This is a genomic window from Bacillus sp. AFS018417, assembly GCF_002560985.1.
Classification (GTDB): domain Bacteria; phylum Bacillota; class Bacilli; order Bacillales; family Bacillaceae_G; genus Bacillus_A; species Bacillus_A rhizoplanae.
This window is the reverse complement of record NZ_NTTM01000025.1, coordinates 66,465-91,068: the sequence shown is the minus strand read 5'-3', so window position 1 is coordinate 91,068 and position 24,604 is coordinate 66,465. Positions and strand designations below refer to the sequence as shown.

Here is a 24,604-nt window from a genome sequence, read left to right as displayed (position 1 = left end):
AGTCGAATATTACGAGAGTCGAAATATATCTTTGAATAAAAACCCGCAGAGGGGTCTATTCAATCGGAATGTTTTTGATCTTAGGTGAAGTAAGCTTTTCTTCTGTTTTTTGTTGTGATGTAGCAATATGGTTCATGATTTTTTGGAAGATTTGCAGTAAAAATGCTTTTTCTTCTTCTGATAGTGCTTCCGTTACAAGGTTAAAATAATGAGCAGCATTTTGTTTTACTTCTTCTACAAGTTGTATGCCAGCTTCTGTTAAGCGAATCAATACAATACGACGATCACTTTCATTGCGGTAGCGCTCAATATACCCTTTTTTTACGAGACGATTGACTACACCTGTCGTTGTACTCATTGGAATATCGAGAAGTTCCGTAATTTTACTCATCGTAATGTCTGTATTTCGCTCCATCCATAGCAGACAGAATACTTCTGTTTTTGAAAGTGATAAATCAATGCTTACCCATTCTTCTGGATAGAAAAGCTTCTTGGCGTTATCAAGCAGTAAATCTAAAAAATGTTCGTATTGCAGCAATTATTTCCACTCCCGTATATTTCGAGGTTCGTAATATTTATTTTCATTCTATGTTTAACTTCAATAAATGTCAAATGATTATTTTTAACTTTTCAGGCTATATCCATTTTTTTCTTTATAAAGAATTATATGTATGCTAGAGTAATACAAAAGATAGGGTATTTTACATGAGATTTCATAGTATGAATGATGGTATACCCATCTAATAATAGATTAAGTAATGATAAGGGGGAGAAGAACAATGAAAAGGAGAAACACACAGGCTTTCACATTTTTAGCATGGACTTCTTTTGTTTGTGCGCTTTCTGGAATGCTCATAGGGATTTACACATTAGATGAACCACTCAGTGTAAAAGGATACTACTTAATAGGTACATTATTTCTAACAATGTCATGTTTTGTACTGCAAAAAACAATTCGTGATAATGAAGAAGATAATGAACATCTTCCTAAAAAAGAACCGATTGAAAAGTGATAAAGTGAAACTTCCATCAGTGGAGAGTTTTTTCATCTCCCGCTGATGGTTAGTTGAACCAATCGGACTTTTACGGGCAGTGATCCTTCACCTATCTTCCTCGCTTCTCTCTAAATCTTGAGGTGGGGGTCTTACTGCCCGTTAATTCGGGGTAAAATGACATGGAAGGCAAAAGCCTTTCTTTTTTTATGCAAAAATGCTGTAAGTCCCATGTGTTCACTTGCTTGAACTACTGAAAATTTGGTATCATCAATAGTATTGTAGATTGTACGATATATTATGGAGGTGGCCTAGCCGTGTCAAGAATTTCCGTTGAGAATGTAAAGCACGTTGCACATTTAGCGCGTCTTGCAATTACAGATCAAGAAGCAGAAAAATTTCAAAAACAACTCGATGCAATTGTTACATTTGCTGAGCAGTTAAATGAATTAGATACAACAAACGTAAAACCAACAACACACGTACTAGATATGAAGAATATTATGCGTGAAGATGTACCTGAAAAAGGTTTACCAGTTGAAGAAGTATTAAAAAATGCACCGGATCACAAAGAGAATCAAATCCGTGTTCCAGCAGTATTAGAATAGAGGAGGGGAATTTCGATGTCATTATTTGATCATTCTGTATCAGAGTTACATAAGAAATTACAAAGCAAAGAAATTTCCGTTACGGATTTAGTAGATGAATCTTACAAACGTATTGCGGATGTTGAAAATAATGTACAAGCGTTTCTTACATTAGATGAAGAAAATGCACGTGCAAAAGCGAAAGAATTGGATGCGAAATTAGGCGCTGAAGATAATGGGTTACTATTTGGTATGCCAATCGGTGTGAAAGATAACATCGTAACAAAAGGTCTTCGCACAACGTGTGCGAGTAAAATCTTAGCAAACTTTGACCCAATTTACGATGCAACAGTTGTGCAAAAGCTAAACGCTGCTGACACAATTACAATCGGTAAATTAAACATGGACGAGTTTGCGATGGGATCTTCTAACGAGAACTCTGGATTCTACGCTACAAAAAACCCTTGGAACTTAGATTACGTACCAGGCGGATCTAGCGGTGGTTCAGCAGCGGCTGTAGCTGCAGGCGAAGTATTATTCTCTTTAGGATCTGATACAGGTGGATCTATCCGTCAACCAGCTGCATATTGCGGTGTTGTTGGTTTAAAACCAACATATGGTCGTGTATCTCGCTTCGGTTTAGTTGCGTTTGCATCTTCACTTGACCAAATTGGACCGATTACACGTACAGTAGAAGACAATGCATACTTACTGCAAGCTATTTCAGGTGTTGACCGTATGGATACAACTTCTGCAAACATTGAAGTTGGCAATTACTTAGCTGGTTTAACAGGCGACGTAAAAGGTTTACGCATCGCTGTGCCCAAAGAATACTTAGGTGAAGGTGTTGGCGAAGAGGCTCGTGAGTCAGTATTAGCTGCTTTAAAAGTGTTAGAAGGTATGGGCGCGACTTGGGAAGAAGTATCGCTTCCACACTCTAAATATGCACTAGCAACATACTACTTAATTTCTTCTTCTGAAGCGTCTGCTAACCTTTCACGTTTTGATGGCGTACGTTACGGCGTTCGTTCTGATAATGTGAATAACTTAATGGACCTGTATAAGAATACACGTAGCGAAGGCTTTGGTGACGAAGTAAAACGTCGTATTATGCTTGGTACATTCGCACTTAGCTCGGGTTATTATGATGCATATTACAAAAAAGCACAACAAGTACGTACATTAATTAAAAATGACTTTGAAAATGTATTTGTAAACTATGATGTTATTATCGGACCAACAACGCCAACTCCAGCGTTTAAAGTAGGCGAAAAAATCGATGATCCAATGACAATGTATGCAAACGACATTTTAACAATTCCAGTAAACTTAGCAGGTGTTCCAGCAATTTCTGTTCCATGTGGATTCGGCGCAAACAACATGCCACTTGGACTGCAAATTATTGGTAAACACTTCGATGAAGCAACAATTTATCGCGTTGCACATGCGTTCGAGCAAGCAACAGATTATCATACAAAAAAAGCAAGTCTGTAAGGAGGCGAGCATAGATGAATTTTGAAACAATTATCGGTTTAGAGGTTCACGTTGAGTTAAAAACAAATTCGAAAATTTTCTCTGCGAGTCCGACAGAATTCGGAGCGGATCCAAATACACAAACAAGTGTAATTGACTTAGGATATCCTGGGGTGCTTCCAACTCTAAATAAAGAAGCAGTTAACTTTGCAATGAAAGCTGCAATGGCATTAAACTGTGAAATCGCAACAGAAACAAAATTTGACCGTAAAAACTATTTCTATCCAGATAACCCGAAAGCGTACCAAATCTCTCAATATGATAAACCAATTGGGGAAAATGGTTGGATCGAAATCGAAGTAGACGGCAAAAAGAAACGCATCGGTATTACACGTCTGCATTTAGAAGAAGATGCAGGGAAATCAACGCATACAAGCGAAGGTTATTCATTAGTAGACTACAACCGCCAAGGTATGCCATTAATTGAAATCGTATCTGAACCAGATATGCGTACACCAGAAGAAGCGTATGCTTACTTAGAAAAGCTAAAATCAATCATTCAATATACAGGCGTATCTGATTGTAAGATGGAAGAGGGTTCTCTTCGCTGTGATGCGAACATTTCTCTTCGTCCAGTTGGACAAGAAAAATTCGGTACAAAAGCAGAACTGAAAAACTTAAACTCTTTCACTTACGTACAAAAAGGTCTTGAGTTTGAACAGACACGTCAAGAAAAAGAACTATTATCTGGTGGGATCATCCAACAAGAAACACGTCGTTATGATGAAGCAACGAAGAAAACAATCTTAATGCGTGTGAAAGAAGGATCTGACGATTACCGTTACTTCCCAGAGCCAGATTTAGTTGAACTTTACATCGATGATGAGTGGAAAGAACGAGTGCGTGCTTCTATTCCTGAACTTCCAGATGCTCGTAAAGTACGTTATGTTGAAGAGCTTGGCTTACCAGCTTATGATGCACACGTATTAACATTAACGAAAGAGATGTCTGATTTCTTCGAAGCAACAGTTGCAGATGGTGCAGACGCGAAATTAACATCAAACTGGTTAATGGGTGAAGTACTAGCATACTTAAACAAACAACAAAAAGAATTACAAGATGTAGCACTAACACCAGCTGGTTTATCTAAAATGATTCAATTAATTGAAAAAGGTACAATTTCGTCTAAAATTGCGAAAAAAGTATTTAACGAGTTAATTGAAAAAGGTGGAGACCCAGAAGAAATCGTAAAAGCAAAAGGTCTTGTTCAAATTTCTGACGAAGGAGCACTTCGTAAGGTCGTAACAGAAATTCTTGATAATAACGAACAGTCTATTGAAGACTTCAAAAACGGTAAAGACCGTGCAATTGGTTTCTTAGTTGGTCAAATTATGAAAGCAACAAAAGGACAAGCAAATCCGCCGCTTGTTAATAAAATCTTACTTGAAGAGATTAACAAGCGATAAGCACGAGAAGTGGAGGCGTTTCGCTTAGGATGAGAAATTGCGAAGCCGCTGAAGCGAGAATGCAACAACGAAGATTAAACAGAAAAACACCCAAATATGGGTGTTTTTCTGAGTTAATCAAACGTTTGTTTNNAAACAAACGTTTGATTAACTGACAAATATAAGAAAAATACCTTCAGTTAAGTATGGTATGATAGTTGCAAAAAGGTTGTAATAATGATAAATCTAAATCTAGAGAGAATTTTTTCATAATATGGTATGAAATAAATGTTAATTTAGTGTTAACAATGAAATTATATTGCTTTGTTAGGTTGAAGGAAATACATGTAGAATTGAGAGGAGGGTACGCATAGGAGTGCTAAGCAAATGCTTGGCGGCTATTCCTTTCCCTTTTTGATGAATGAGGGTTTTCCTGTGCTAATGTTATATGAAACGTGCAAGAATTATTTATAATCCAACTTCTGGTCGCGAATTATTTAAGAAGAGCTTGCCAGAAGTACTACAAAAATTAGAGAAAGCAGGGTATGAAGCGTCATGTCATGCGACGACAGGCCCTGGAGATGCGACTGTGGCAGCGAGGCAAGCGGCAGAGCGTAAGTTTGATGTTGTTATTGCAGCAGGCGGCGATGGTACGTTAAATGAAGTTGTGAATGGGTTAGTTGGAAATGAGCATCTTCCGAAGTTTGGGATTATCCCAGTTGGAACGACAAATGACTTCGCTCGAGCGATTGGTGTACCTCGTTCAATCGAAGAAGCTGCTGATATCATTTGTGCTGGTCAAACGGTACCTCTTGATCTTGGAAGAGCAAATGATACATATTTTATTAATATTGCTGGCGGTGGCCGTATTACAGAATTAACATATGAAGTGCCAAGTAAATTAAAAACAGTACTTGGGCAACTTGCATATTATTTAAAAGGTATTGAAATGTTACCATCTTTGCATCCGACATATGTAGAAATTGAATATGATGGAAAAATGCTGCAAGAAGAAATTACAATGTTTTTAATTACGAATACACGATCTGTCGGCGGCTTTGAAAAAGTAGCTCCGTATGCATCTATTAATGATGGTTTGTTTGATTTGTTAATATTAAAAAAGGGTTCTATTGCAGACCTAATTAAGGCAGCGACACAAGCGCAGCGCGGTGAGCATATAAATAATCCGAAAGTATTATATACACAGGCAAATCGAATTAAAGTACATTCAACAGAAAAGTTAATGATTAATTTAGACGGTGAGTACGGCGGCGATGCACCGATGGAGTTTGAAAATATATATCACTGTTTAGAATTATTTGTTCCAGAGCAAAAAGAAACTACCTTGTAAAAGGTAGTTTTTTTGTAAAGAATGTAAATTGATAGTTCGTTGTACTTTTGTTGTATTTTTGCATATATTTTTTATCAGCATGTCCCATCCATTCCTGCGACTGAAATACGAGAATGGATAGAAATCTTTTGAATAAGTCCTTAAAGACTCAAAGAGAGTCTTTAAGGACTTATTTTTTGAGTCAAAATTTATAAAAATATAGGAGTACAGTGTGTTTGAAAATTGGCACACATTTTGCAATATAAAAAGCAAATCATTAAAAGAGGTGGAATATACAATGAAAACAAATTTTGCTAAGGTTAATCAAAATATTCCGGGTTCAAAAGCAGCTTCATTATTTGAACGCCGCCAAAATATCGTACCAAGAGGAGTAAGTAATGGAATTCAAACATTTGTACAATCGGCTCATGGAGCGCTTGTTACAGATGTGGATGGAAATCAATTTATCGACTTTGCTGGGGCAATTGGTACAATCAACGTCGGACATTGTCACCCGACTGTTACAGAGGCTCTTCATAAGCAAATCGATCAATATATCCATACAGGTTTTAACGTAATGATGTATGAATCGTATATTGAATTGGCAGAAAAACTAGCTGCGTTAGCGCCAGGTGCTTTCGATAAACAAGTATTGTTTTTAAACAGCGGAGCTGAAGCTGTTGAAAATGCAGTGAAAATTGCTCGTAAGTATACGAAACGAACAGGGATTATTGCATTTACAAAAGGGTTCCACGGCCGTACATTAATGACGATGACAATGACAAGTAAAGTAAAGCCGTATAAGCATGGATTTGGTCCGTTTGCACCAGAGGTTTATAAAGCTCCATTCCCTTACGAATATCGTCGTCCAGCTGGATTAACAGAAGAACAATATGAAGATTTTATCATTGAAGAGTTTAAAAACTTTTTAATCACAGAGGTTGCACCAGAAAGTATTGCAGCTGTTGTGATGGAGCCTGTACAAGGAGAAGGTGGCTTTATCGTTCCTGGTAAAAAGTTTGTAAAAGAAGTACATCGTTTATGTGCTGAACATGGCATTTTGTTTGTTGCTGATGAAATTCAAACAGGATTTGGCCGTACGGGTAAATATTTTGCTATTGACCATTACGATGTAGTACCAGATTTAATTACTGTATCTAAATCGCTAGGAGCGGGTGTACCAATCAGTGGTGTAATTGGCCGAAAAGAAGTAATGAATGAGGCTGCACCTGGTGAATTAGGCGGAACGTATGCTGGAAGTCCATTAGGATGCAGCGCTGCATTAGCTGTTCTTGAAGTAATGGAGAAAGAAAATTTAAATGAACGTGCTGTGCATATTGGAAAAGAAGTAATGGATCGTTTTCAACAAATGGCTGAAAAATATGAATGCATTGGTGATGTTCGTGGGTTAGGAGCAATGTGTGCCTTCGAATTAGTGAAAGATAAAGTAACGAAAGAGCCAGATAAAACGTTAGCTGCAAATCTTACTGCAGAAACAAATAAGAGAGGTTTATTGCTATTAACGGCAGGCGCATATGGAAATGTCGTTCGCGTTTTAATGCCGCTTGTTATTACAGATGAGCAACTTGAAGAAGGGCTTAACATTCTTGAAGAATCGCTTCAAGCTTGTTATGGAAAAGTAGATAAAGCACACGTATAAGCTAAAAGCGTATTGAGTTTCCTGTAAAATATTCATTTTAAAAACTTGTTTGCAACTGTTCCGGTTCTCCCTGTTATATAATAATGACAAAGTATTATATATAAATTGGACGTGTTTGAATATCATTTATTCTCTAAGATGAACCGTCAATCTGTGATATTTCAAATGCTCTTTATCATAGCAGGGTTATAAAACTTTGAAAATATTTAAACTTCAGGGAGTGACTGGAATGGTGGCGGAAAAGGAACGAGTATTTATGGATTTAAAAGATGTATTTGAACATGCATTTGATGAGATTTTTGTAACAGATGAGAAAGGTATTGTTGTTCGTGTCAACAGCATGTGCGAAAGACATTACCAGTTACCGGCGGAGAAATTGGTTGGTAAGAGTGTAAAAGAGTTACAAAAGGAAGGGATTTTTTATCCGTCTGCAACACTTGAAGTCATCGAAAAAGAGAAGCCAATTGAATTAGTGCAGACAACAAAGTCAGGAGAATATTTACATGTTCGAACACGGCCAGTTTTCGATGATCACGGTAATTTAAGAAGGGTCATTAGCTACTCACGTGATTTAACAGAGCTCTATCAATTGCGAAAAAAGGTAGAGGCAATGACGGATCAATTAAAAACGTATAAAAAAGAATTACGAGAAACATATGAGCATGAAGGGCTTATTTTTAAAAGTGCAGCTATGCAGAGGATAGTTGAAACGATAAAAAAAGTATCTGTAGTAGATAGCACGGTTCTTGTTTTAGGAGAAACAGGGGTTGGAAAAAGTAGATTAGTACGCCATTTACATGAATTGAGCCATCGTAAAAATGAAATGTTTTATGAAATCAATTGCGCCGCTTTGCCAACAAATTTAATTGAATCTGAACTGTTTGGATATGCAAGTGGTTCTTTTACAGGTGCGCATCGTGAAGGGAAAAAAGGCATTTTAGAACTGGCTCATAAAGGGACACTCTTTTTAGATGAAATTGGAGAAATGCCTCTTGAAATTCAAGCGAAACTTTTACAAGTATTACAGGAAAAAACATTCCGCCCAGTAGGAGGCAGAGAATTAAAGAAAGTAGATGTGCGCATTGTAGCCGCAACGAATAGAAATTTGAAAGAAATGGTGAAACAAGGGACGTTTCGCAAGGATTTATATTACCGCCTTAATGTGATTCCGATTTATATCCCTCCTTTACGTGAGAGACAAGAAGATATTTTACCACTAGTCTATTATTACCTGCAGCATTTTAATGAGAAGTATGGGCGTAATGTGAAGCTATCTCCGCATGTACTACAAGCATTTTTAGAATATCCTTGGGAAGGAAATAACCGAGAAATAGAAAATGTGATGGAACGTGTTGTTATTACTGCAGATGAGCTTGTTACATTGGAAGACTTACCATTATCTATGCAAAATTCTACAATCGAACAATCCGGAAAAAGTTTGTATGAAATGTTAGAGGAAGTAGAGCGCAATATTATTTTGAAAGCGTATAAAGCACATCAATCAAGCTATAAAGTAGCAGAGACTTTAAAAATTAGTCAGTCTGCAGCAACTAGAAAAATCAAAAAGTTTATTGGAGAAGAGCTTCTCGTTGGAGGAGAAGAAGGAATTTAAAAAAGTACCATTGCATTTGGTACAGTAAATATAAAGGAGGATGAAAAGGTTGGATAAAAAAACAATGGCTATTAATTTAGATAAGAAAGCAATGTATATTAATGGGGAATTTGTTCATTTGCATGAACAAATTGAAATTAACAATCCGGCTACACAAGAAGTATTTGCTACTGTTCCAAAAGGTGGAGTAACTGAAGCAAAGCAAGCGGTAGATGCTGCACATGAAGCGTTTAAGACTTGGTCAAAGTTAACGGCAGCTGAGCGTGCGAACAAATTGAAAAAGTGGTTCACGTTAATTGATGATCATAAAGAAGAAATTGCAGCTATTATGACAAAGGAACAAGGAAAACCATTCGCAGAAGCGCTTGGTGAAGTAAACTATGCGAATAGCTTTGTAGAATGGTATGCAGAAGAAGGGAAGCGTGTATATGGAGACATGATTCCTGCTTCTCATCCGAATAAACGTATCCTTGTATCGAAACAGCCTGTTGGTGTAATTGCAGCAATTACGCCATGGAACTTTCCAGCAGCGATGATTACAAGAAAAGTGGCACCTGCATTAGCAGCAGGATGTACGGCGGTCGTAAAACCAGCAAGCCAAACACCATTAACAGCATTAAAATTAGCTGAACTTGCACATGAAGCAGAAATTCCAAAAGGTGTCATAAATATCGTAACAGGAAGTGCGAAAGCAATTGCTGATACGTGGATGAATGATGGACGCGTAAGAAAAGTATCCTTTACTGGGTCAACAGAAATTGGAAAAGAATTGATGCGCGGTGCAGCTGAAACAGTGAAAAAAGTTTCATTAGAATTAGGTGGTCATGCACCGTTTATTGTAATGAATGATGCAGATTTAGATAAAGCTGTAGAAGCAGTAATCGGTTCGAAATTCCGTAATGCTGGTCAAACGTGCATTTGTACGAATAGAGTGTTTGTTCAAGAAGATGTGTATGAAAACTTCGTAGAGAAATTCCAAGTAGCTGTAGGAGAACTAAAGGTAGGGGACGGTTTTGCAGCAGGTACAACTGTTGGACCACTTATTGATCAGTCAGCTGTTGAAAAAGTACAAGAACATATAGAAGATGCGATTCAAAAGGGTGGAAAGGTACTGAATGGCGGACAAAAGATTGCAGAATTAAATGGCCATTTTGTTCAACCAACTGTAATTGGCGAAGCACATGATGATATGCTATGTATGACAGAAGAAACATTTGGACCGGTTGCCCCTGTTGCGAAATTTAAAACAGCTGAAGAGGTAATTGAGCGTGCAAATAACACACCATACGGCTTAGCGGCATATGTCTTTACAACAAATATTAGCCAAGCATTTCAAATTAGCGAAGCATTAGAATACGGAATTATTGGTTTAAATGACGGTCTTCCATCTGTTGCACAAGCTCCATTCGGTGGATTTAAAGAAAGTGGTATCGGCCGTGAAGGTGGTTACTTTGGAATTGAAGAGTACTTAGAAATTAAATATATTTCATTAGGTCTATAAAAGAGAATCGCATCAACGAAACCGTTGATGCGATTCTTCTTTATTCACTTTATTAAAACGCCCAGTTTCCTTTACGGAAGATTGGTTCATGTGTACCATCTGCTGTAATACCGTCAATATCTAGTTCAGCAGAACCGATCATAAAGTCTACGTGTGTAATACTAGAGTTTGCACCATTTTCTGCTAGCTCTTCTTTTGACATCGTTTTACCGCCGTCTAAGTTAAAAGCATAGGCATTACCAATTGCTAAATGGCAAGATGCATTTTCATCAAATAATGTATTGTAGAACAAAATATTTGTATTAGAAATAGGTGAGTCGTGCGGTACTAATGCAACTTCTCCTAAGAAATGAGAGCCTTCATCTGATTCGATTAAATGTTTTAATGTTTCTTCACCAACTTCAGCTTTGAAGTCCACAATGCGACCATTTTCAAATGTAAGCGTAAAGTTATCGATAACATTTCCTGCATAAACTAATGGTTTTTTACTTGTTACATAGCCGTTTACGCCTGTTTTTAACGGCATTGTAAATACTTCTTCTGTTGGAATGTTTGCCATGAATGGTACATTCTTTTCGTTAATGCTGCCAGCACCCACCCATAAATGTTTTTCAGGAAGTTCGATTGTTAAATCTGTTCCTGGTCCTTTATAGTATAGTGCTTTATAGTGTTTGTCGTTTAAATTGCCTACTTTCGTATGTAAGTTACTATTATGTTCGTTCCAAGCTTGAACAGGATTTTCTAAATCAGCACGAGTTGCTTGGAAAATTGCATCCCATAATTTTGCTACTTGTTCTTCTTCAGGTACATCAGGGAACACTTTTGCTGCCCATTCTGTTGTTGGAACAGAAATAACGCACCAGCTTACTTTATCAGTCATCATATATTCGCGAACTGTTTTCATTGCTTCTCCAGCTGCTCTATTTGCGCTAGCAATACGCTTTGGATCTACACCTTTTAATAAATCAGGGTTCTCTGCGTAAATGGATAAAAATGCTGCTCCTTCTTTTGCTAGTTCTTCACGTGCATGCGCTTTCCAAGCAGGGAATTCAGAAAATGCTTCCTCTGGTGCTAAGTCGAATTTTAAACGTGTTAAATTTTCATCAACCCAATCGACATACACATGCTTTGCACCTGACTCATAAGCTTTCTTTGTAACAAGACGAACAAATGGAGCAGCTTCAATCGGTGCACCAATATTTAATGTTTGTCCCGGTTGAATATTTACTCCGACATTTACTGCTAGAGCAGCATACTTTTCTAACGTTTGTTCAAATGACATATATATTCTCCTTTGCGTAAATAGTTCTTATGTACATAATACATGAAGATTCTGAAAATATAAATAGAACCCGATTGGAATCGAGTTCTATTTTCTTATTTGATTGCCAGCCCAAACTGTTCCACAGTTGTTGAGTTATGAATACGGACACGTTTTATACGTAACAATTCATCTGGCTCGCCTTTTTCAATAAATTGACCAGGTTTTGTTGTTGTCGCAAATTGGTAATATTTTTTTGTTTCAGCAACAACATGGTCATTTACATGGCCAAATGGATAAGCAATAGCGATAACGGGTTTGCCAGTAATCTTTTCGAGTTTTTCCTTCGAACCCTTTAGTTCTTCTTCATAGTTTGTAATTTTCGGCAAATCGGCATGTGTTGTTGTATGAGATTGAACAGAAAAAATGCCGGAATCAATCATCTCTTTTATATCTGCTGTAGATATTGAGCCTTCTGTATCGATGGAATTGACAATTATATATTCTGTCGCGGTTGGCTTGAACTTATCATCTTTAAGCTTTTGTAAAATATGAAAGGCATTCATATTATTTTTCATACCATCATCAAATGTAACAAAAATTGGTTTGTTGACTTTGTTAATGTCACTCCAGCGTTCAAAGGTTAACAATGTATAGCCGTTGTCTTTCAAATATTGCATTTGTGCTTCAAAGTTGGCAGGAGATACAAACAAATCTTTCAGACCATTGCCCTCTTTATAATCATCAATCGCATGATACATTAGAATTGGTGCATATTGCTGGAATACAATTGCTGATGTTGCAAGTGGAACGGTTTTCCCATCTTCTTTTATACCGATTGCTTCAATTTGATATTCGCCGCGCTTTCCTTCAAATTCTTTTACATCAAATGGTAAAGAAAAATGGTTCTCTTTTTCTTTAGAAGAGAATGTTTTTGCACTCTCTTTTCCGTCAGCAGTGCGCCAAATTTTATATTGTACTTCTGTAATTGGCGCTTTTACATCTTTCGTGTATACAACTGTATTTTTTGATTCGTATGTAATCGGATTCCATGAAATAGTTCCTTGTGGCTGCACTTTCTCTTCTGTTTTCTTATCTGTTTGCTGCTCAGCAGCGTGTACTTCTTTTTTGGGATCTAGTTGAGTTACATGACTACAACCAGAGATGAACAGAGTAGAGAGTAGTATGGTAGAAATGTATTTTTTCATATAATAAGCATCCTTTAGTCAAATTGTATAAGAAGAGGCTGCTTTGTTAATAAAACAGCCTTAAAATATGTAAATCCATTTTAATTTTTCCGCATATAAGTCGCTGCTATGCACAGCAAAACATAATTTGCACTTGCTCTCGCCCACTCAAAAAGAAAGGGGTTTTTATGTCGGTTTTCCAATTTGCATTTATATAATTAATTGCGCTCTCTTACCAATGCTGTAAATTGCGCCATTGATGTGTTAGGTCCGACAAAATGGCGTTTAATTAAATATTGTTCGTTCGGTAAACCTTTTGTCATATGATTGCCATGATCTGTTGTTACTGCAAATTCGTAATATTTTTTTGTTTCTGCAACAGCTTGATCGTTATAAGAGCCTACTGGATACGCGAGAGCAATTATTTTCTGACCAGTAAGACTTTCAATTTTCTCTTTTGAAACGCGTAATTCTTCATCGTAATTGTTTGAATAAGCCATCATCGCATGAGTAGATGTGTGCGATTGTATAGAGAAAATACCAGAATCTACCATCTGTTTAATCTCATCTTTTGAAAGACGATTTGGTGCATCAATATCATTGGCAACGACAAACTCTGTCGCTGCTGGCTGGAATTTGTCATCTTTTAAACTTTGTAAAATATGAAGGGCATTCATATTATTTTTTCGTCCGTCATCTAACGTTATAAAGATAGGTTTATTGACTCGATTTATATCGTTCCAACGTTCAAATGTCAGCATTGTATACCCGTTATCTTTTAAATATTTCATATGTGATTCGAACTGTGCTGGCGGTACATACAAACCTAACTCGCCGTCACCTGGTCCAGAGTATTTTTCAATTGCATGATACATTAGAATTGGTACAGATTGTTGAAAGGTAATTGTAGATTTAGCAAGAGGTACTTGTGTGCCATCTTCTTTTAATCCTGTTGTTTCAATTTGATATTCCCCGCGTTTCAAATTGAAAGCCTTTAAGTGGAATGGGAAAGCAAAATTACGTTCTTTTTCCTTTGATGAAAATGTTTGTTTGCTTTCAGGGCCATCAGCAGTGCGCCAAACGTGGTATTGTATTTCTGTAAACGCATCTTTTAAATGGTTCATATAGAGCACAGTGCTTTTTGCATCAGGTGCAAAAGGCTCCCATGTTATATTCCCTTGTGTTAAGGGAACATCAACTGTTTTCGCTTCAACTTTTTTCGGTTCCACTTGTTTCTCAGCGGCTGCATCTTTTTTCTGTTTATCACTAGTTACACTAGTGTTGCAACCTGTGAGAATGGTAGAAGAAAGTAAAGCCATTAGTGCGTATTTTTTCATTATATCCATCCTTCTATTGTGTATTATACCCTTGTTAATCATATCACTCTCATATATAGAGGGAAATATCATTTTTGGTTAATTAAGGCAAAAATACTATATTTTATTAGCCTATGAGCAATATGTAAAATTTTTGTGAAGAAAACAAAAAGCAGCTCCCTATTTTAAATAGGGAGCTGCCTGCATAGTTAAATGAATAACCCTGCAATTGTTGCAGATAAAATAGAAGCTAGCGTCGAAGCACAAAGGAGCTTCCATCCAAAGCGTGATACAATGCGCCCTTGTTTTTCAGATAGGGCACGAATTGTACCGACAATTGCGCCGATTTGACTAATGCTTGCAAAGCTGATTAAGAATACTGTAACAATCCCAACTGTACGCGGGGATAATGTAGTCATGATTTTCTTTAAATCTAGAATAGCAACGAATTCGTTTAATGCAATTTTTGTCCCCATAATACCACCGGCAGAAATAACATCGTGTGCTGGAATTCCCATTAAGAATGCAAACGGTGAAAGAATGTAACCGAAAATTTGTTGTAGTGTAATTTTATGACCAAGTGCGCCTGATGCATAAGAAATCACGAAGTTTACAACTTCCATTACACCGATAAAAGCAATCATTAATGCCGCAACAATTCCGGCTACTTTTAAACCGTCTAATGCACCGTTAATCAACGCGTCGATTAAGCTACTGCCAAAAAGATTTTTATCGAACTTTTGCAGTTTTTCATCTTCTTGCGCCGTATCAACTGGTGTTAATAGTGAACAAACGATTAGACTAGAGAATAAGTTCAGCGGCAGGGCCACTAATACGTATTTTGTATCTAACATCATTACATAAGATGCTGTGACAGAAGCAGATACCGAACTCATTGCTGAACAGCAAATGATAAACATACGATTTGCATTAAAATGCTGCAGATCATTTTTAATAACAAGTAACGCTTCACTTGATCCAAAGAAGACAGAGTTCACAGCGTGGAACGATTCCACACGCGGCAAGCCTGTAATTTTCGAAATTGCACCGCCAGCAACGCGCACGATGAAAGGTAAAACACCAAGATAACTAAAAACAGAAAGTAGTGCGGAGAAAAAGATGATAATTAATAATACATTGAAGAAAAAGACAAAATCTTTATGAATTCCGTTAAATAAAAAGTCTACACCTGTAGTACCAAGTTGAATCAATTTATTAAAGACTTTACCAATCCAAACAATAATTTGCTGACCAATTTTTGTTCCAAATACAAACCAACCAATTAAAATTTGGAAAGCAAGCATAATAATAATAGCGCGGAAATTAACTTTTGCTCTGTTGTTGGAAAAAGCAAAACAAATTCCCAATACGGCAAGAATGCCGATGATACTCATCACATATTGCACAAAATTTGCTCCTTTCAGATGTTGTTACTTTGTAATAAATAGAGAAGTTAATCTCGAGGTTTTAAGTTATACGTATGATGTCTGACCTTTAAAATGAAAATAAAAAAAGACCCATACAGATCCACTTCCTTCTATGCGAGAAAGCTAATCAATATGAGTCCTTATATACACAAAAAAGCTAATATTCATTAGTTTTCCCCATAGTCCAGCAATTTCAGGTTGCCGGGTAGAGACTCTCGATCCATATCATCAAGTATATATGAGGTAACACCATCCGTATTGAATTAGTAGTAGCGTAACATTAATCGACAAAAATCGTCAATAGCTTTTTTTCTTCCAATGGCTAAAGGACAGGGGAGTATGGTAAAATGTAACGCAGTGTGATGAAAAAAGAGAGGTCGGAAAATGAGTAATAAAATGACGCCACCAGTTGAAAAAAACGAGTTTATAGATGTAGTGTTTGAAGATTTAACACATGACGGTGCCGGTGTTGCGAAAGTAGATGGCTATCCTATTTTCGTGAAAAACGGATTACCAGGTGAAGAAGCACAAATTAAAATTATTAAAGTGAAAAAGAACTTTGCTTTTGGTCGTTTAATGAAGCTTCATAAAGAAAGTCCATATCGCAAAGAGGCAGAATGTCCAGTATATAACCAGTGCGGCGGTTGTCAGCTTCAGCACTTAACATATGAAGGACAGCTGCAAGCAAAAGAAAAACAAGTGCGTGACGTTATGCAGCGCATCGGTGGACTGCATGATGTACCTGTTCACCCTGTCCTTGGCATGGAAAATCCATGGGTATATCGAAACAAAGCACAAGTGCCAATTGGAGAACGTGAAGGCGGACTTGTCGCTGGTTTCTACCGCCAAGGAACGCATGACATCATTAATATGGAAACATGCTTAATCCAAGCAGAAGAAAACGATACATTAATTCAAGAAGTAAAACGCATTTGTGAGAAGCACGGCATAACGGCTTACAATGAAGAACGTCATAAAGGAACACTTCGTCATGTAATGGCTCGCTACGGACAAGTAACAGGCGAAATCATGCTTGTCTTTATTACACGTACGGCAGAACTTTCAAACAAAAATGCAATCATCGAAGAAATTACAGCGAAGTTTCCAAACGTAAAATCTATCGTTCAAAACGTAAACAACAAACGCACGAACGTCATTTTTGGCGACACAACGACAGTCCTGTATGGATCAGAATATATCTATGATTTCATCGGCGATATTAAATTTGCTATTTCAGCGCGTTCATTCTATCAAGTAAACCCAACGCAAACGAAAGTACTGTACGACAAAGCGCTTGAGTACGCAAAATTAGATGGAAACGAAACAGTTATCGACGCTTATTGCGGCATCGGAACAATCTCCTTATTCCTAGCGCAAAAAGCGAAAAAAGTATACGGCGTTGAAATCGTCCCAGAAGCAATCGAAGACGCAAACCGAAACGCAGAACTAAACAACATGACAAACGTTGAATTTGGCGTAGGAGAAGCAGAAGTAGTCATTCCGAACTGGTACAAACAAGGTATCATCGCTGACACAATCGTAGTCGACCCACCGCGTAAAGGCTGTGATGAAGCACTACTAAATACAATTATTGATATGAAACCAAAGCGCGTTGTATACGTATCCTGTAACCCAGCAACACTTGCACGCGATTTGAAAGTTCTTGAAGAAGGCGGATATAAAACGCAGGAGGTTCAGCCTGTGGATATGTTCCCGCATACTACGCATGTGGAGTGTGTTGCTTGGTTGGAGTTGGTATAATAGAAAAGCAGTTGATATAGAAAAAATCTATACCATCTGCTTTTTTGTTTATAAGAATACCATTCAGGACCGATTTTAGTTAAAATAAACATTGCCGATTTTCACAATAGTTTTCCACAAATTATAAATGTCCAAATGTACTTGTGTTTGATAATAAGTTATTAAGCATGATATAAGTGTAAAAGAAGTGGAACATTTGGCTTTATCCCGCATTAACGGGCAGTAATACCCCCACCTCAAAATTCGGTGAAAGCAAAGAAGTTAGGTGGGAGATAAACTGCCCGTAAAAGCCCGATTGGTTCAACTAATAATCAGTGGGGGATGAAGAAAACCCCCACTGATTAAAGTTTCACTTTATATTTTTTGACCGAGAGTTTGCAGTTGTATCCATAGTGAGAGGATTTGAGTTTGAAATGATAGATAATTTTTGGCGTGATTTACCACGACCATTTTTTGTACTTGCACCAATGGAAGATGTGACAGATGTTGTTTTTCGTCACGTAGTAAGTGAAGCCGGTCGACCGGATGTATTTTTCACAGAGTTTACAAACTCGGATAGCTATTGTCATCCAGAGGGTATGAAAAGTGTGCGTGGCCGTTTGATTTTTACAGAAGATGAACAGCCAATGGTGGCACATATTTGGGGGGATAATCCCGAATATTTCCGTCAAATGAGTATTGGCATGGCAGAGCTAGGATTTAAAGGTATCGATATTAATATGGGCTGCCCTGTGCCGAATGTGGCATCGAGAGGAAAAGGTAGTGGCCTTATTCTGCGTCCAGACGTTGCGGCAGAACTTATTCAAGCAGCAAAAGCGGGCGGACTGCCTGTCAGCGTGAAAACACGACTTGGCTTTAAGGAGTTAAATGAGTGGGAGGAGTGGTTAACGCATATTTTAAAACAGGATATTGCGAACCTTTCTATTCATTTACGTACAAGAGAAGAAATGAGCCAAGTAGATGCGCATTGGGAGCTAATTCCGGAAATCAAAAAATTACGTGACCGTATTGCACCAAATACGCTACTAACAATCAATGGAGACATTCCTGACCGTCAAATCGGGCTGCAGCTTGCTGAAAAATATGGTATTGATGGCGTTATGATCGGGCGAGGTATTTTTAAAAATCCTTTTGCTTTTGAAAAAGAGCCAAAAGAGCATACCAGTAAAGAACACCTTGATCTTTTAAGACTACAGCTTGATCTTCAAGATCAATATGCGGAAGTACTGCCACGTTCAATCACAGGGCTTCATCGCTTTTTCAAAATTTATGTAAAAGGATTCCATGGAGCTGCTGAATTAAGAAATCAATTGATGAGCACGAAATCAACAGATGAAGTGCGTGCATTGCTTGATAAATTTGAAAAGAGTGTTGATGAGGCAGGGGACAGTGAAATGATGTAACTCTCAAAAGTTAGAGGGAAATGAATTACATCAACTTATGTGTATTTATTTTGTTCAGTTTCGAGTTCCTTTGCAGACGGCAACTTTTGTTTTGGTAAGGTCTGTTTTCTGAAAGAAGAAGGTCTTAAGAATGTAATAAATCTACCAGCATTCTTGTGTTGCCACATACACTCTGCACATGTGGAGTGTGTGGCTTGGTTGAGTTCAAAATAAGCGTAGAGCTGGAAGAGAACAGTGTATTTGAGAAATCAAAGCACTGTTTTTTCTTTTAGTTAATGTTATGAGGGAAATCTTTTTATAAGCATGCAAAAAACACGTAAGAGATCTATAGATACAATGATGGAGAAAAGTTCGGGTAAGACTATAAAACCTATCTTTAAAATGTTAAAGTATTAATTTAGCGGACATTAACTAAAAGGTTATATTAAACATGATAGTTTAAAGCATGTTAGAGGATAAACTTTAACAGCCGTATAAATAATCAACATTTTAGGAGGACTAACAATGGCAATGAGCAATAATGATATATTAAAAAGAGTAAGATATGCTATGGATATAAAAGATATAGATATGGTAGAGATATTTAAACTTGGTGGCATTGAAGTAACGAAAGAAGAAGTAGTTGATATGCTTACAAAAGTAAAGAAAAGTCCCCAGCATGAAGCTGAAAGTGCTGATGTAGTCGAAGATGATTACGTATTAACATGCGATATGATGATGTTAGAGTCATTTTTAAATGGATTTATTACTTTAAAAAGAGGAAAGCAAGATCCGAAACCAGGGCAACCAGCTGGACAAGCGATGCCTTTACAGAGTAATGAGAATGCCAATAACCTTCTTCTAAAGAAAATGAAAATAGCACTTTCATTAACGAGTGAAGATGTGCTTGATATATTAGACAGCGTAGGAGTTAAGGTGACAAAAGGAGAGTTAGGCGCTCTATTAAGAAAGAAAGGTCATAAGAATTACAAAGAGTGCGGCGATAGATACGCAAGGAATTTCGTAAAGGGATTAGCTGTAAAGTATAGAGGATAAGGAATAAGCGTTGTAACATTTATGTTGAAACAGTAAATGATATAATAGATAGAGTAGGACGTTTGTAGCCTACTCTTTTTTATTTGTAAAAATAACATGAACGAATACTTTAGGTGATGAAATGATACATACATATTTAGGTGAGACAATTAATTTTCATATAAATTATAAAAAGAAAAAATCTGTACGTATTTATGTAGATTCGTACGGAAATGTTGAAGTACAAGCTCCGAAAGGAACGCCTGTTGAATACTTAGTCCAATTGTTAGAGGAGAAATGGGATTGGATTCAGAAAACACGTAAGGAAATGCAGGAGCGAGTGCTTGGACCACAGGAAAAGGATTATGATCAAGGAGAGGGCTTTCTATATTTAGGGAACACATATCCGATACAGATTTCTCAAGATGCAAGTATTGAGCAAGATAACGCAGTGTTTGAGGGAGATAAGCTACATATTTATGTGAAAGAGCTTAAGAATGAGAAAATACAACAAGCTTTAAAACGATTTTACTATAAGCAGTGTAAGGCATTAGTAGAGAAGAGTATTAAATCGTATCAAAGTAACTTTAAAACAAAACCACGGTCCATTCGTATTACAGATAGTAATCGTACGTGGGGCACTTGTGATTCAAATCTACAGTTAACATTTAATTGGAAGCTGGCAATGGCACCTCAGCAGGTGATCGACTATGTAGTCGTTCACGAAATGTGTCATATGGTCCACCTAAATCATGATCGATCCTTTTGGCGCCTTGTTGGGAAGATAATGCCTGATTATAAGGAAATGGAAGACTGGTTAGCATTATCAAGCTGGAAAATGACGGTTTAGCAGTGACATCGTTGGAGCGATTACTATTGCACTACAGTTTTAGTTTATAATTGCTTCTTCTCTTAATAACTGAACTCACAAACATCCCATTGTAGTGCCATATACACTCCGCGCATGTGGAGTGCGTGGCGCAACTTATTTTAAAAACTAAATAATATAAAGAAGGCAACGTCCCTTTATTGGTACGTTGCCTTTACACTTCTTTTAACGGATTTGCAAAATTGTAGTGTATTTCAATACTACCATCAATTCGATATTCAATTTTATTTTCTTCAATTCCCGTGTGTAAGCGCTTTATTTCCCTTTACTATTTCTTATCATATTATTAATAGGGATATTACATCAGTCATCTAAACTTATAAGAGTAATAGATTTTATAAGGAGATGAGTAGAAATGAAGAGGAAAAAATTTATATTAGCAACAATGGCAGCCCTTATGGTGTATTCAGGAGCTAGCCAAGTTTCAGCACAATCAGCCTCAGCCACTGAGAATCCGTCCTGGTCAGGCAACTCAAAGAGTTTTGGTCCTAAAGGGTTCGACCTGCAGGCACACCGAGGCGGACTTGGGCTAACCGTTGAGTCAACGATTGCCTCGTTTTCCCATGCCCTCGAAGTCGGTGTGAGCACACTTGAGCTTGACGTGCAGATCACCAAAGACCATCAAGCTGTTATTTCGCACGACCGAAAGATTTCGGGTTCCAAGTGCATGGACACGAGTCCTGCATTCGTTGGTGACCCTGAGTACCCCTACGTCGGTAAGTACATAAAAGATCTAACCCTTGCCCAAGTACGAACGCTGGATTGTGGCTCAAAGACGTTGCCGCAATTCCCAGGTCAGCACCCGAGCCCTGGTGCTCAAATACCACTGCTAACCGAGATTTTTGACCTTATCAAGCTCTATAACGCCAACGATGTGTGGATGAATATCGAGACGAAGGTGGAGGCCGGTGCACCTGAGCAAACTGCTCCACGTGAAGAATTCGTACAGATTGTTGCCAAAGAAGTTCGCGAAGCCGGTATGCTCAACCGAGTGTCGATTCAAAGCTTCGACTGGGGAGCGCTCAAACGAATGCACGAGGTTGAGCCTCGTTTACCTCTCGTTGCACTGACCAACGGTCCAGAGTTCCTGCAGCCTGGTCAGCCGGGTTCCTCTCCATGGTTAGGTGGAATTGATATCGACGACTTTGGCGGAGACCCCGTTGCGGCTGCCCACTCGTTAGGAATAGACGCCATCTCTCCAGTGCACGGTTTCCCGCAGAACGGCAAAGTTACTGATGAGAATTACGTGCCCTATGTGACGAAAAGCATGGTTCAGGAAGCGCACAAGTACGGAATGAAGGTCATTCCCTGGACGGTTGATGACCAGCCTACTATGCAAAAGCTTATCAATGATGGCGTCGACGGAATGATCACTGACTACCCGGACCGCCTGCGTGTGGTCATGGAACAGAATAGTCTGAAACTACCCAAGAGCTACTCTGCTCACAAGAAGTGAGTACTTATAAAGTAGTGCTAATACTTTTGAAGAAAAAATTATACAATATACTTACATCTTCAACTACTTTAGATTATGGCTGTCAATATTTATCTATTAATCTCTCAAATTTTTAAAAAATCGTAATAACGATTTTCCACCCATACCAGGGATGAAATGGCTATTCTTATATTATTAAAGTTTCATTGTGATGCACCTATCCTTTATTTCAAACTTAGATAGGTGCTTTTGCCATTCTAGAAAGCACTAAGATATACATTTCTAAGATTTAAGGTAAATGTGAAACGAAAGGTAAAATGAGAAGCAAAAGACGAGGTATTGACCACATGCTATTTACAGATTTAGTAAAACTCACCAACACCCCATGTGTTGCCACATACACTCTGCACATGTGGAGAGTGTATGTGGCAACATTAGTACTTCAATAAGAAGAAATATAGACTCAATACATTTAAAGTAACTTTCGCGACAATTAATCCACATAGTCTAAATTTCAAAGCATAATTATAGTCAGTAGCTTTGTTGTTACAAACGAAGTAGATTTTTGTCAAAAAACCACTTCTGAATTTTATTGTTATTTAATGGAAAAATGTTATTCTATTTGAGTGGATAGGATTGAAGAAATGGGGAGAGAGCGCAATGGAAAAGAACAAAAGAATGCCCTTTGTAATCATAGCTATGGCATTGGGACTGTTTATGTCATCTTTGGATAACACCATTGTTTCTGCGAGTATTAGTCAAGTCATTAAGGATATTGGTGGATTTGATAAAATGAGCTGGGTTTTTACGGCTTATATGCTTGCGGCAACAAGTACGATGCTTGTGTTTGGGAAAATGAGCGATTTATTTGGAAGAAAACTGTTTTATTTACTCGGGATCAGTTTATTTCTAATTGGCTCGGCATTATGCGGAACTGCTCAAAATATAGATCAGTTGATTGCGTATCGTGTTATTCAAGGGATAGGTTCAGGAGCTATTTTTCCGATTTCATTCACAATCATTTATTCAATTTCTACAGATCCTAAACAAGCAGCAAAAATGTCTGGTGTGTTTGCTGGGATATTTGGTATATCCTCAGTTCTTGGACCACAAATAGGAACTTGGATTTCTGAAGCCTCTTGGTTAGGGTGGAGATGGTGCTTTTATGTAAATGTTCCTTTTGGCATTTTATCGATTATTACTTTATTGTTTTCTTTAAAAGAATCTAAATCAGAACATAAACCAAAAGTTGATTATCTTGGAACGGTTTTATTAATTGCTTCAACTGTTCTCCTTCTTCTCGGTTTAGAATGGGGCGGGAAGGATTATGCTTGGGATTCCGCTCAAATTATTGGAATGTTTAGTGCAGCTGCGATATCAATTGTGTTGTTCATATTAGTGGAAAGAAAGGCTAGTGAACCAATTTTACCTCTTTCCATATTTAAAAATAAAATGGTGCTAGGTACAAGTATTGTTGTATTTTGTCAGGGAGCAATCATGTTCTCTGCGATTACTTATCTTCCCATTCTTTCAGTAGCTATTATTGGGAATGAAAATTCAAATGGTGTATTAACACCGATGATGTTTCCGATTATGATTGGTGCGATTTTAGGAGGTTTCCTTTGTACGAAAGTTCCTTTCCGTACTATCATGGTCATTTCGATGGCGGTTGGAATATTTGAGGCTTATATGCTTAGTAACATTACACATGATACTGCGAAATTGACAGTAACCCTTGTTATGATCACAATGGGATTGATTGTTCTGGGGCCGCTTATGAGTGTCGCGCAAAATGCTGTAGCCCAATCCGTCGATATGAAATACATGGGGATTGCTTCATCAGTTGTTGGGTTCTGGAGAAGTATTGGTGGTGTGATGGGGGCTGCAATTACAGCAACCATTGTGAACAATGATTTAAAAGAAAAGATGATAGGTTTTGCGTCATCTTCTCAAATGCCGGCTAATCAAATTGAAAAATTAGCAAAACCAGAAATCTTGATGCAAAATCATACACAGCTTCCTCCTCAGCTAGTAGAATTCATGAGAGGAGCATTAGAAAACGCGTTGCACCATGGCTTTATATTGGCAATGATAGCTGGTATCATCGGATTGCTTGTTTCCTTATTTGTAGGTGGAGCTCGTTATAAGGTTGAGCAAAAGGACAATAAGGAAAAAGCTGGAGCAGGGGAATTTGTTAGAGGTTAATAAATAAATCAAAAGTGCCTCCTTTACAAAGGGGGGCGCTTTTAATTTTGGCGAACACTTCATCTGATAATAATTATGGAAGAAGACGGGGGACGAAGGTCGTGTA

At 37.6% G+C, this 24,604-nt stretch carries 19 protein-coding genes and 1 riboswitch; of the genes, 14 read left to right on the top strand and 5 right to left on the bottom strand.

Features of this window, described 5'->3' with window-relative positions; genetic code table 11:
* Positions 1-55: 55 nt before the first annotated feature.
* Complete coding sequence (locus CN326_RS11550; RefSeq protein WP_098309175.1) at positions 56-538, bottom strand: MarR family winged helix-turn-helix transcriptional regulator; 483 nt, start codon at positions 536-538, stop codon at positions 56-58.
* 241 nt (positions 539-779) lie between these two features.
* Between CN326_RS11550 and CN326_RS11545 the strand changes: the two genes are divergently transcribed.
* The 8 genes from CN326_RS11545 (at position 780) to CN326_RS11510 (ending at position 10,600) form a co-directional block, all read left to right on the top strand.
* Positions 780-1,013 carry a YiaA/YiaB family inner membrane protein gene (locus CN326_RS11545; RefSeq protein ID WP_098309174.1) on the top strand — a complete coding sequence of 78 codons (234 nt, stop codon included), beginning with the start codon at positions 780-782 and terminating at the stop codon, positions 1,011-1,013.
* A gap of 296 nt (positions 1,014-1,309) precedes the next feature.
* Positions 1,310-1,600: an Asp-tRNA(Asn)/Glu-tRNA(Gln) amidotransferase subunit GatC gene (gene gatC / locus CN326_RS11540; RefSeq protein WP_020062440.1), complete on the top strand. Its 291-nt coding sequence runs from the start codon at positions 1,310-1,312 to the stop codon at positions 1,598-1,600.
* Between the two features lie 15 nt (positions 1,601-1,615).
* On the top strand, positions 1,616-3,073 hold the full coding sequence (gatA, locus tag CN326_RS11535; RefSeq protein ID WP_098309173.1) for an Asp-tRNA(Asn)/Glu-tRNA(Gln) amidotransferase subunit GatA: 1,458 nt from the start codon (positions 1,616-1,618) through the stop codon (positions 3,071-3,073).
* Positions 3,074-3,087: 14 nt separating this feature from the next.
* Complete coding sequence (gene gatB, locus CN326_RS11530; RefSeq protein ID WP_098309172.1) at positions 3,088-4,518, top strand: Asp-tRNA(Asn)/Glu-tRNA(Gln) amidotransferase subunit GatB; 1,431 nt, start codon at positions 3,088-3,090, stop codon at positions 4,516-4,518.
* A gap of 427 nt (positions 4,519-4,945) precedes the next feature.
* A complete protein-coding gene (locus CN326_RS11525) occupies positions 4,946-5,848 on the top strand; it encodes a diacylglycerol kinase (RefSeq protein WP_098309171.1) in 903 nt (300 codons plus the stop codon).
* Between the two features lie 277 nt (positions 5,849-6,125).
* Positions 6,126-7,487 carry a 4-aminobutyrate--2-oxoglutarate transaminase gene (gabT, locus tag CN326_RS11520; protein ID WP_098309170.1) on the top strand — a complete coding sequence of 454 codons (1,362 nt, stop codon included), beginning with the start codon at positions 6,126-6,128 and terminating at the stop codon, positions 7,485-7,487.
* A gap of 229 nt (positions 7,488-7,716) precedes the next feature.
* The gene (locus CN326_RS11515; RefSeq protein WP_098309169.1) at positions 7,717-9,099 is read left to right on the top strand and encodes a sigma-54 interaction domain-containing protein; all 1,383 of its coding nucleotides are present in this window, start codon (positions 7,717-7,719) and stop codon (positions 9,097-9,099) included.
* Positions 9,100-9,190: 91 nt separating this feature from the next.
* Positions 9,191-10,600, top strand: a complete 1,410-nt coding sequence (locus tag CN326_RS11510; RefSeq protein ID WP_483295645.1) for an NAD-dependent succinate-semialdehyde dehydrogenase — start codon at positions 9,191-9,193, stop codon at positions 10,598-10,600.
* A gap of 52 nt (positions 10,601-10,652) precedes the next feature.
* Here the strand turns inward: CN326_RS11510 and CN326_RS11505 are convergent, their stop codons facing one another.
* From CN326_RS11505 to CN326_RS11490, 4 genes are all read right to left on the bottom strand, one after another.
* Positions 10,653-11,882, bottom strand: coding sequence for an aminopeptidase (locus CN326_RS11505; protein WP_098309167.1), 1,230 nt, complete (start codon positions 11,880-11,882; stop codon positions 10,653-10,655).
* Between the two features lie 95 nt (positions 11,883-11,977).
* Entirely contained in the window at positions 11,978-13,069 is a 1,092-nt protein-coding gene (locus CN326_RS11500) for a polysaccharide deacetylase family protein (protein ID WP_098309166.1), read from the bottom strand.
* A gap of 197 nt (positions 13,070-13,266) precedes the next feature.
* Positions 13,267-14,385, bottom strand: a complete 1,119-nt coding sequence (locus tag CN326_RS11495; protein WP_098309165.1) for a polysaccharide deacetylase family protein — start codon at positions 14,383-14,385, stop codon at positions 13,267-13,269.
* A 188-nt stretch (positions 14,386-14,573) separates the two neighbouring features.
* Positions 14,574-15,770, bottom strand: a complete 1,197-nt coding sequence (locus CN326_RS11490; RefSeq protein ID WP_098309164.1) for a NupC/NupG family nucleoside CNT transporter — start codon at positions 15,768-15,770, stop codon at positions 14,574-14,576.
* A 181-nt stretch (positions 15,771-15,951) separates the two neighbouring features.
* Positions 15,952-16,053: riboswitch (purine riboswitch) on the bottom strand.
* A gap of 122 nt (positions 16,054-16,175) precedes the next feature.
* Here CN326_RS11490 and rlmD point away from each other — a divergent pair.
* The 6 genes from rlmD (at position 16,176) to CN326_RS11460 (ending at position 24,498) form a co-directional block, all read left to right on the top strand.
* Positions 16,176-17,552 carry a 23S rRNA (uracil(1939)-C(5))-methyltransferase RlmD gene (rlmD, locus tag CN326_RS11485; RefSeq protein ID WP_098309163.1) on the top strand — a complete coding sequence of 459 codons (1,377 nt, stop codon included), beginning with the start codon at positions 16,176-16,178 and terminating at the stop codon, positions 17,550-17,552.
* Between the two features lie 413 nt (positions 17,553-17,965).
* On the top strand, positions 17,966-18,955 hold the full coding sequence (locus CN326_RS11480) for a tRNA dihydrouridine synthase (RefSeq protein WP_098309162.1): 990 nt from the start codon (positions 17,966-17,968) through the stop codon (positions 18,953-18,955).
* A gap of 504 nt (positions 18,956-19,459) precedes the next feature.
* Positions 19,460-19,990, top strand: coding sequence for a YehS family protein (locus CN326_RS11475; protein ID WP_098309161.1), 531 nt, complete (start codon positions 19,460-19,462; stop codon positions 19,988-19,990).
* Between the two features lie 121 nt (positions 19,991-20,111).
* Positions 20,112-20,819, top strand: coding sequence for a M48 family metallopeptidase (locus CN326_RS11470; RefSeq protein ID WP_098309160.1), 708 nt, complete (start codon positions 20,112-20,114; stop codon positions 20,817-20,819).
* Positions 20,820-21,213: 394 nt separating this feature from the next.
* Positions 21,214-22,314 carry a glycerophosphodiester phosphodiesterase gene (locus CN326_RS11465; protein WP_098309159.1) on the top strand — a complete coding sequence of 367 codons (1,101 nt, stop codon included), beginning with the start codon at positions 21,214-21,216 and terminating at the stop codon, positions 22,312-22,314.
* Positions 22,315-22,953: 639 nt separating this feature from the next.
* Positions 22,954-24,498, top strand: a complete 1,545-nt coding sequence (locus tag CN326_RS11460) for a DHA2 family efflux MFS transporter permease subunit (protein ID WP_098309158.1) — start codon at positions 22,954-22,956, stop codon at positions 24,496-24,498.
* Positions 24,499-24,604: the final 106 nt, after the last annotated feature.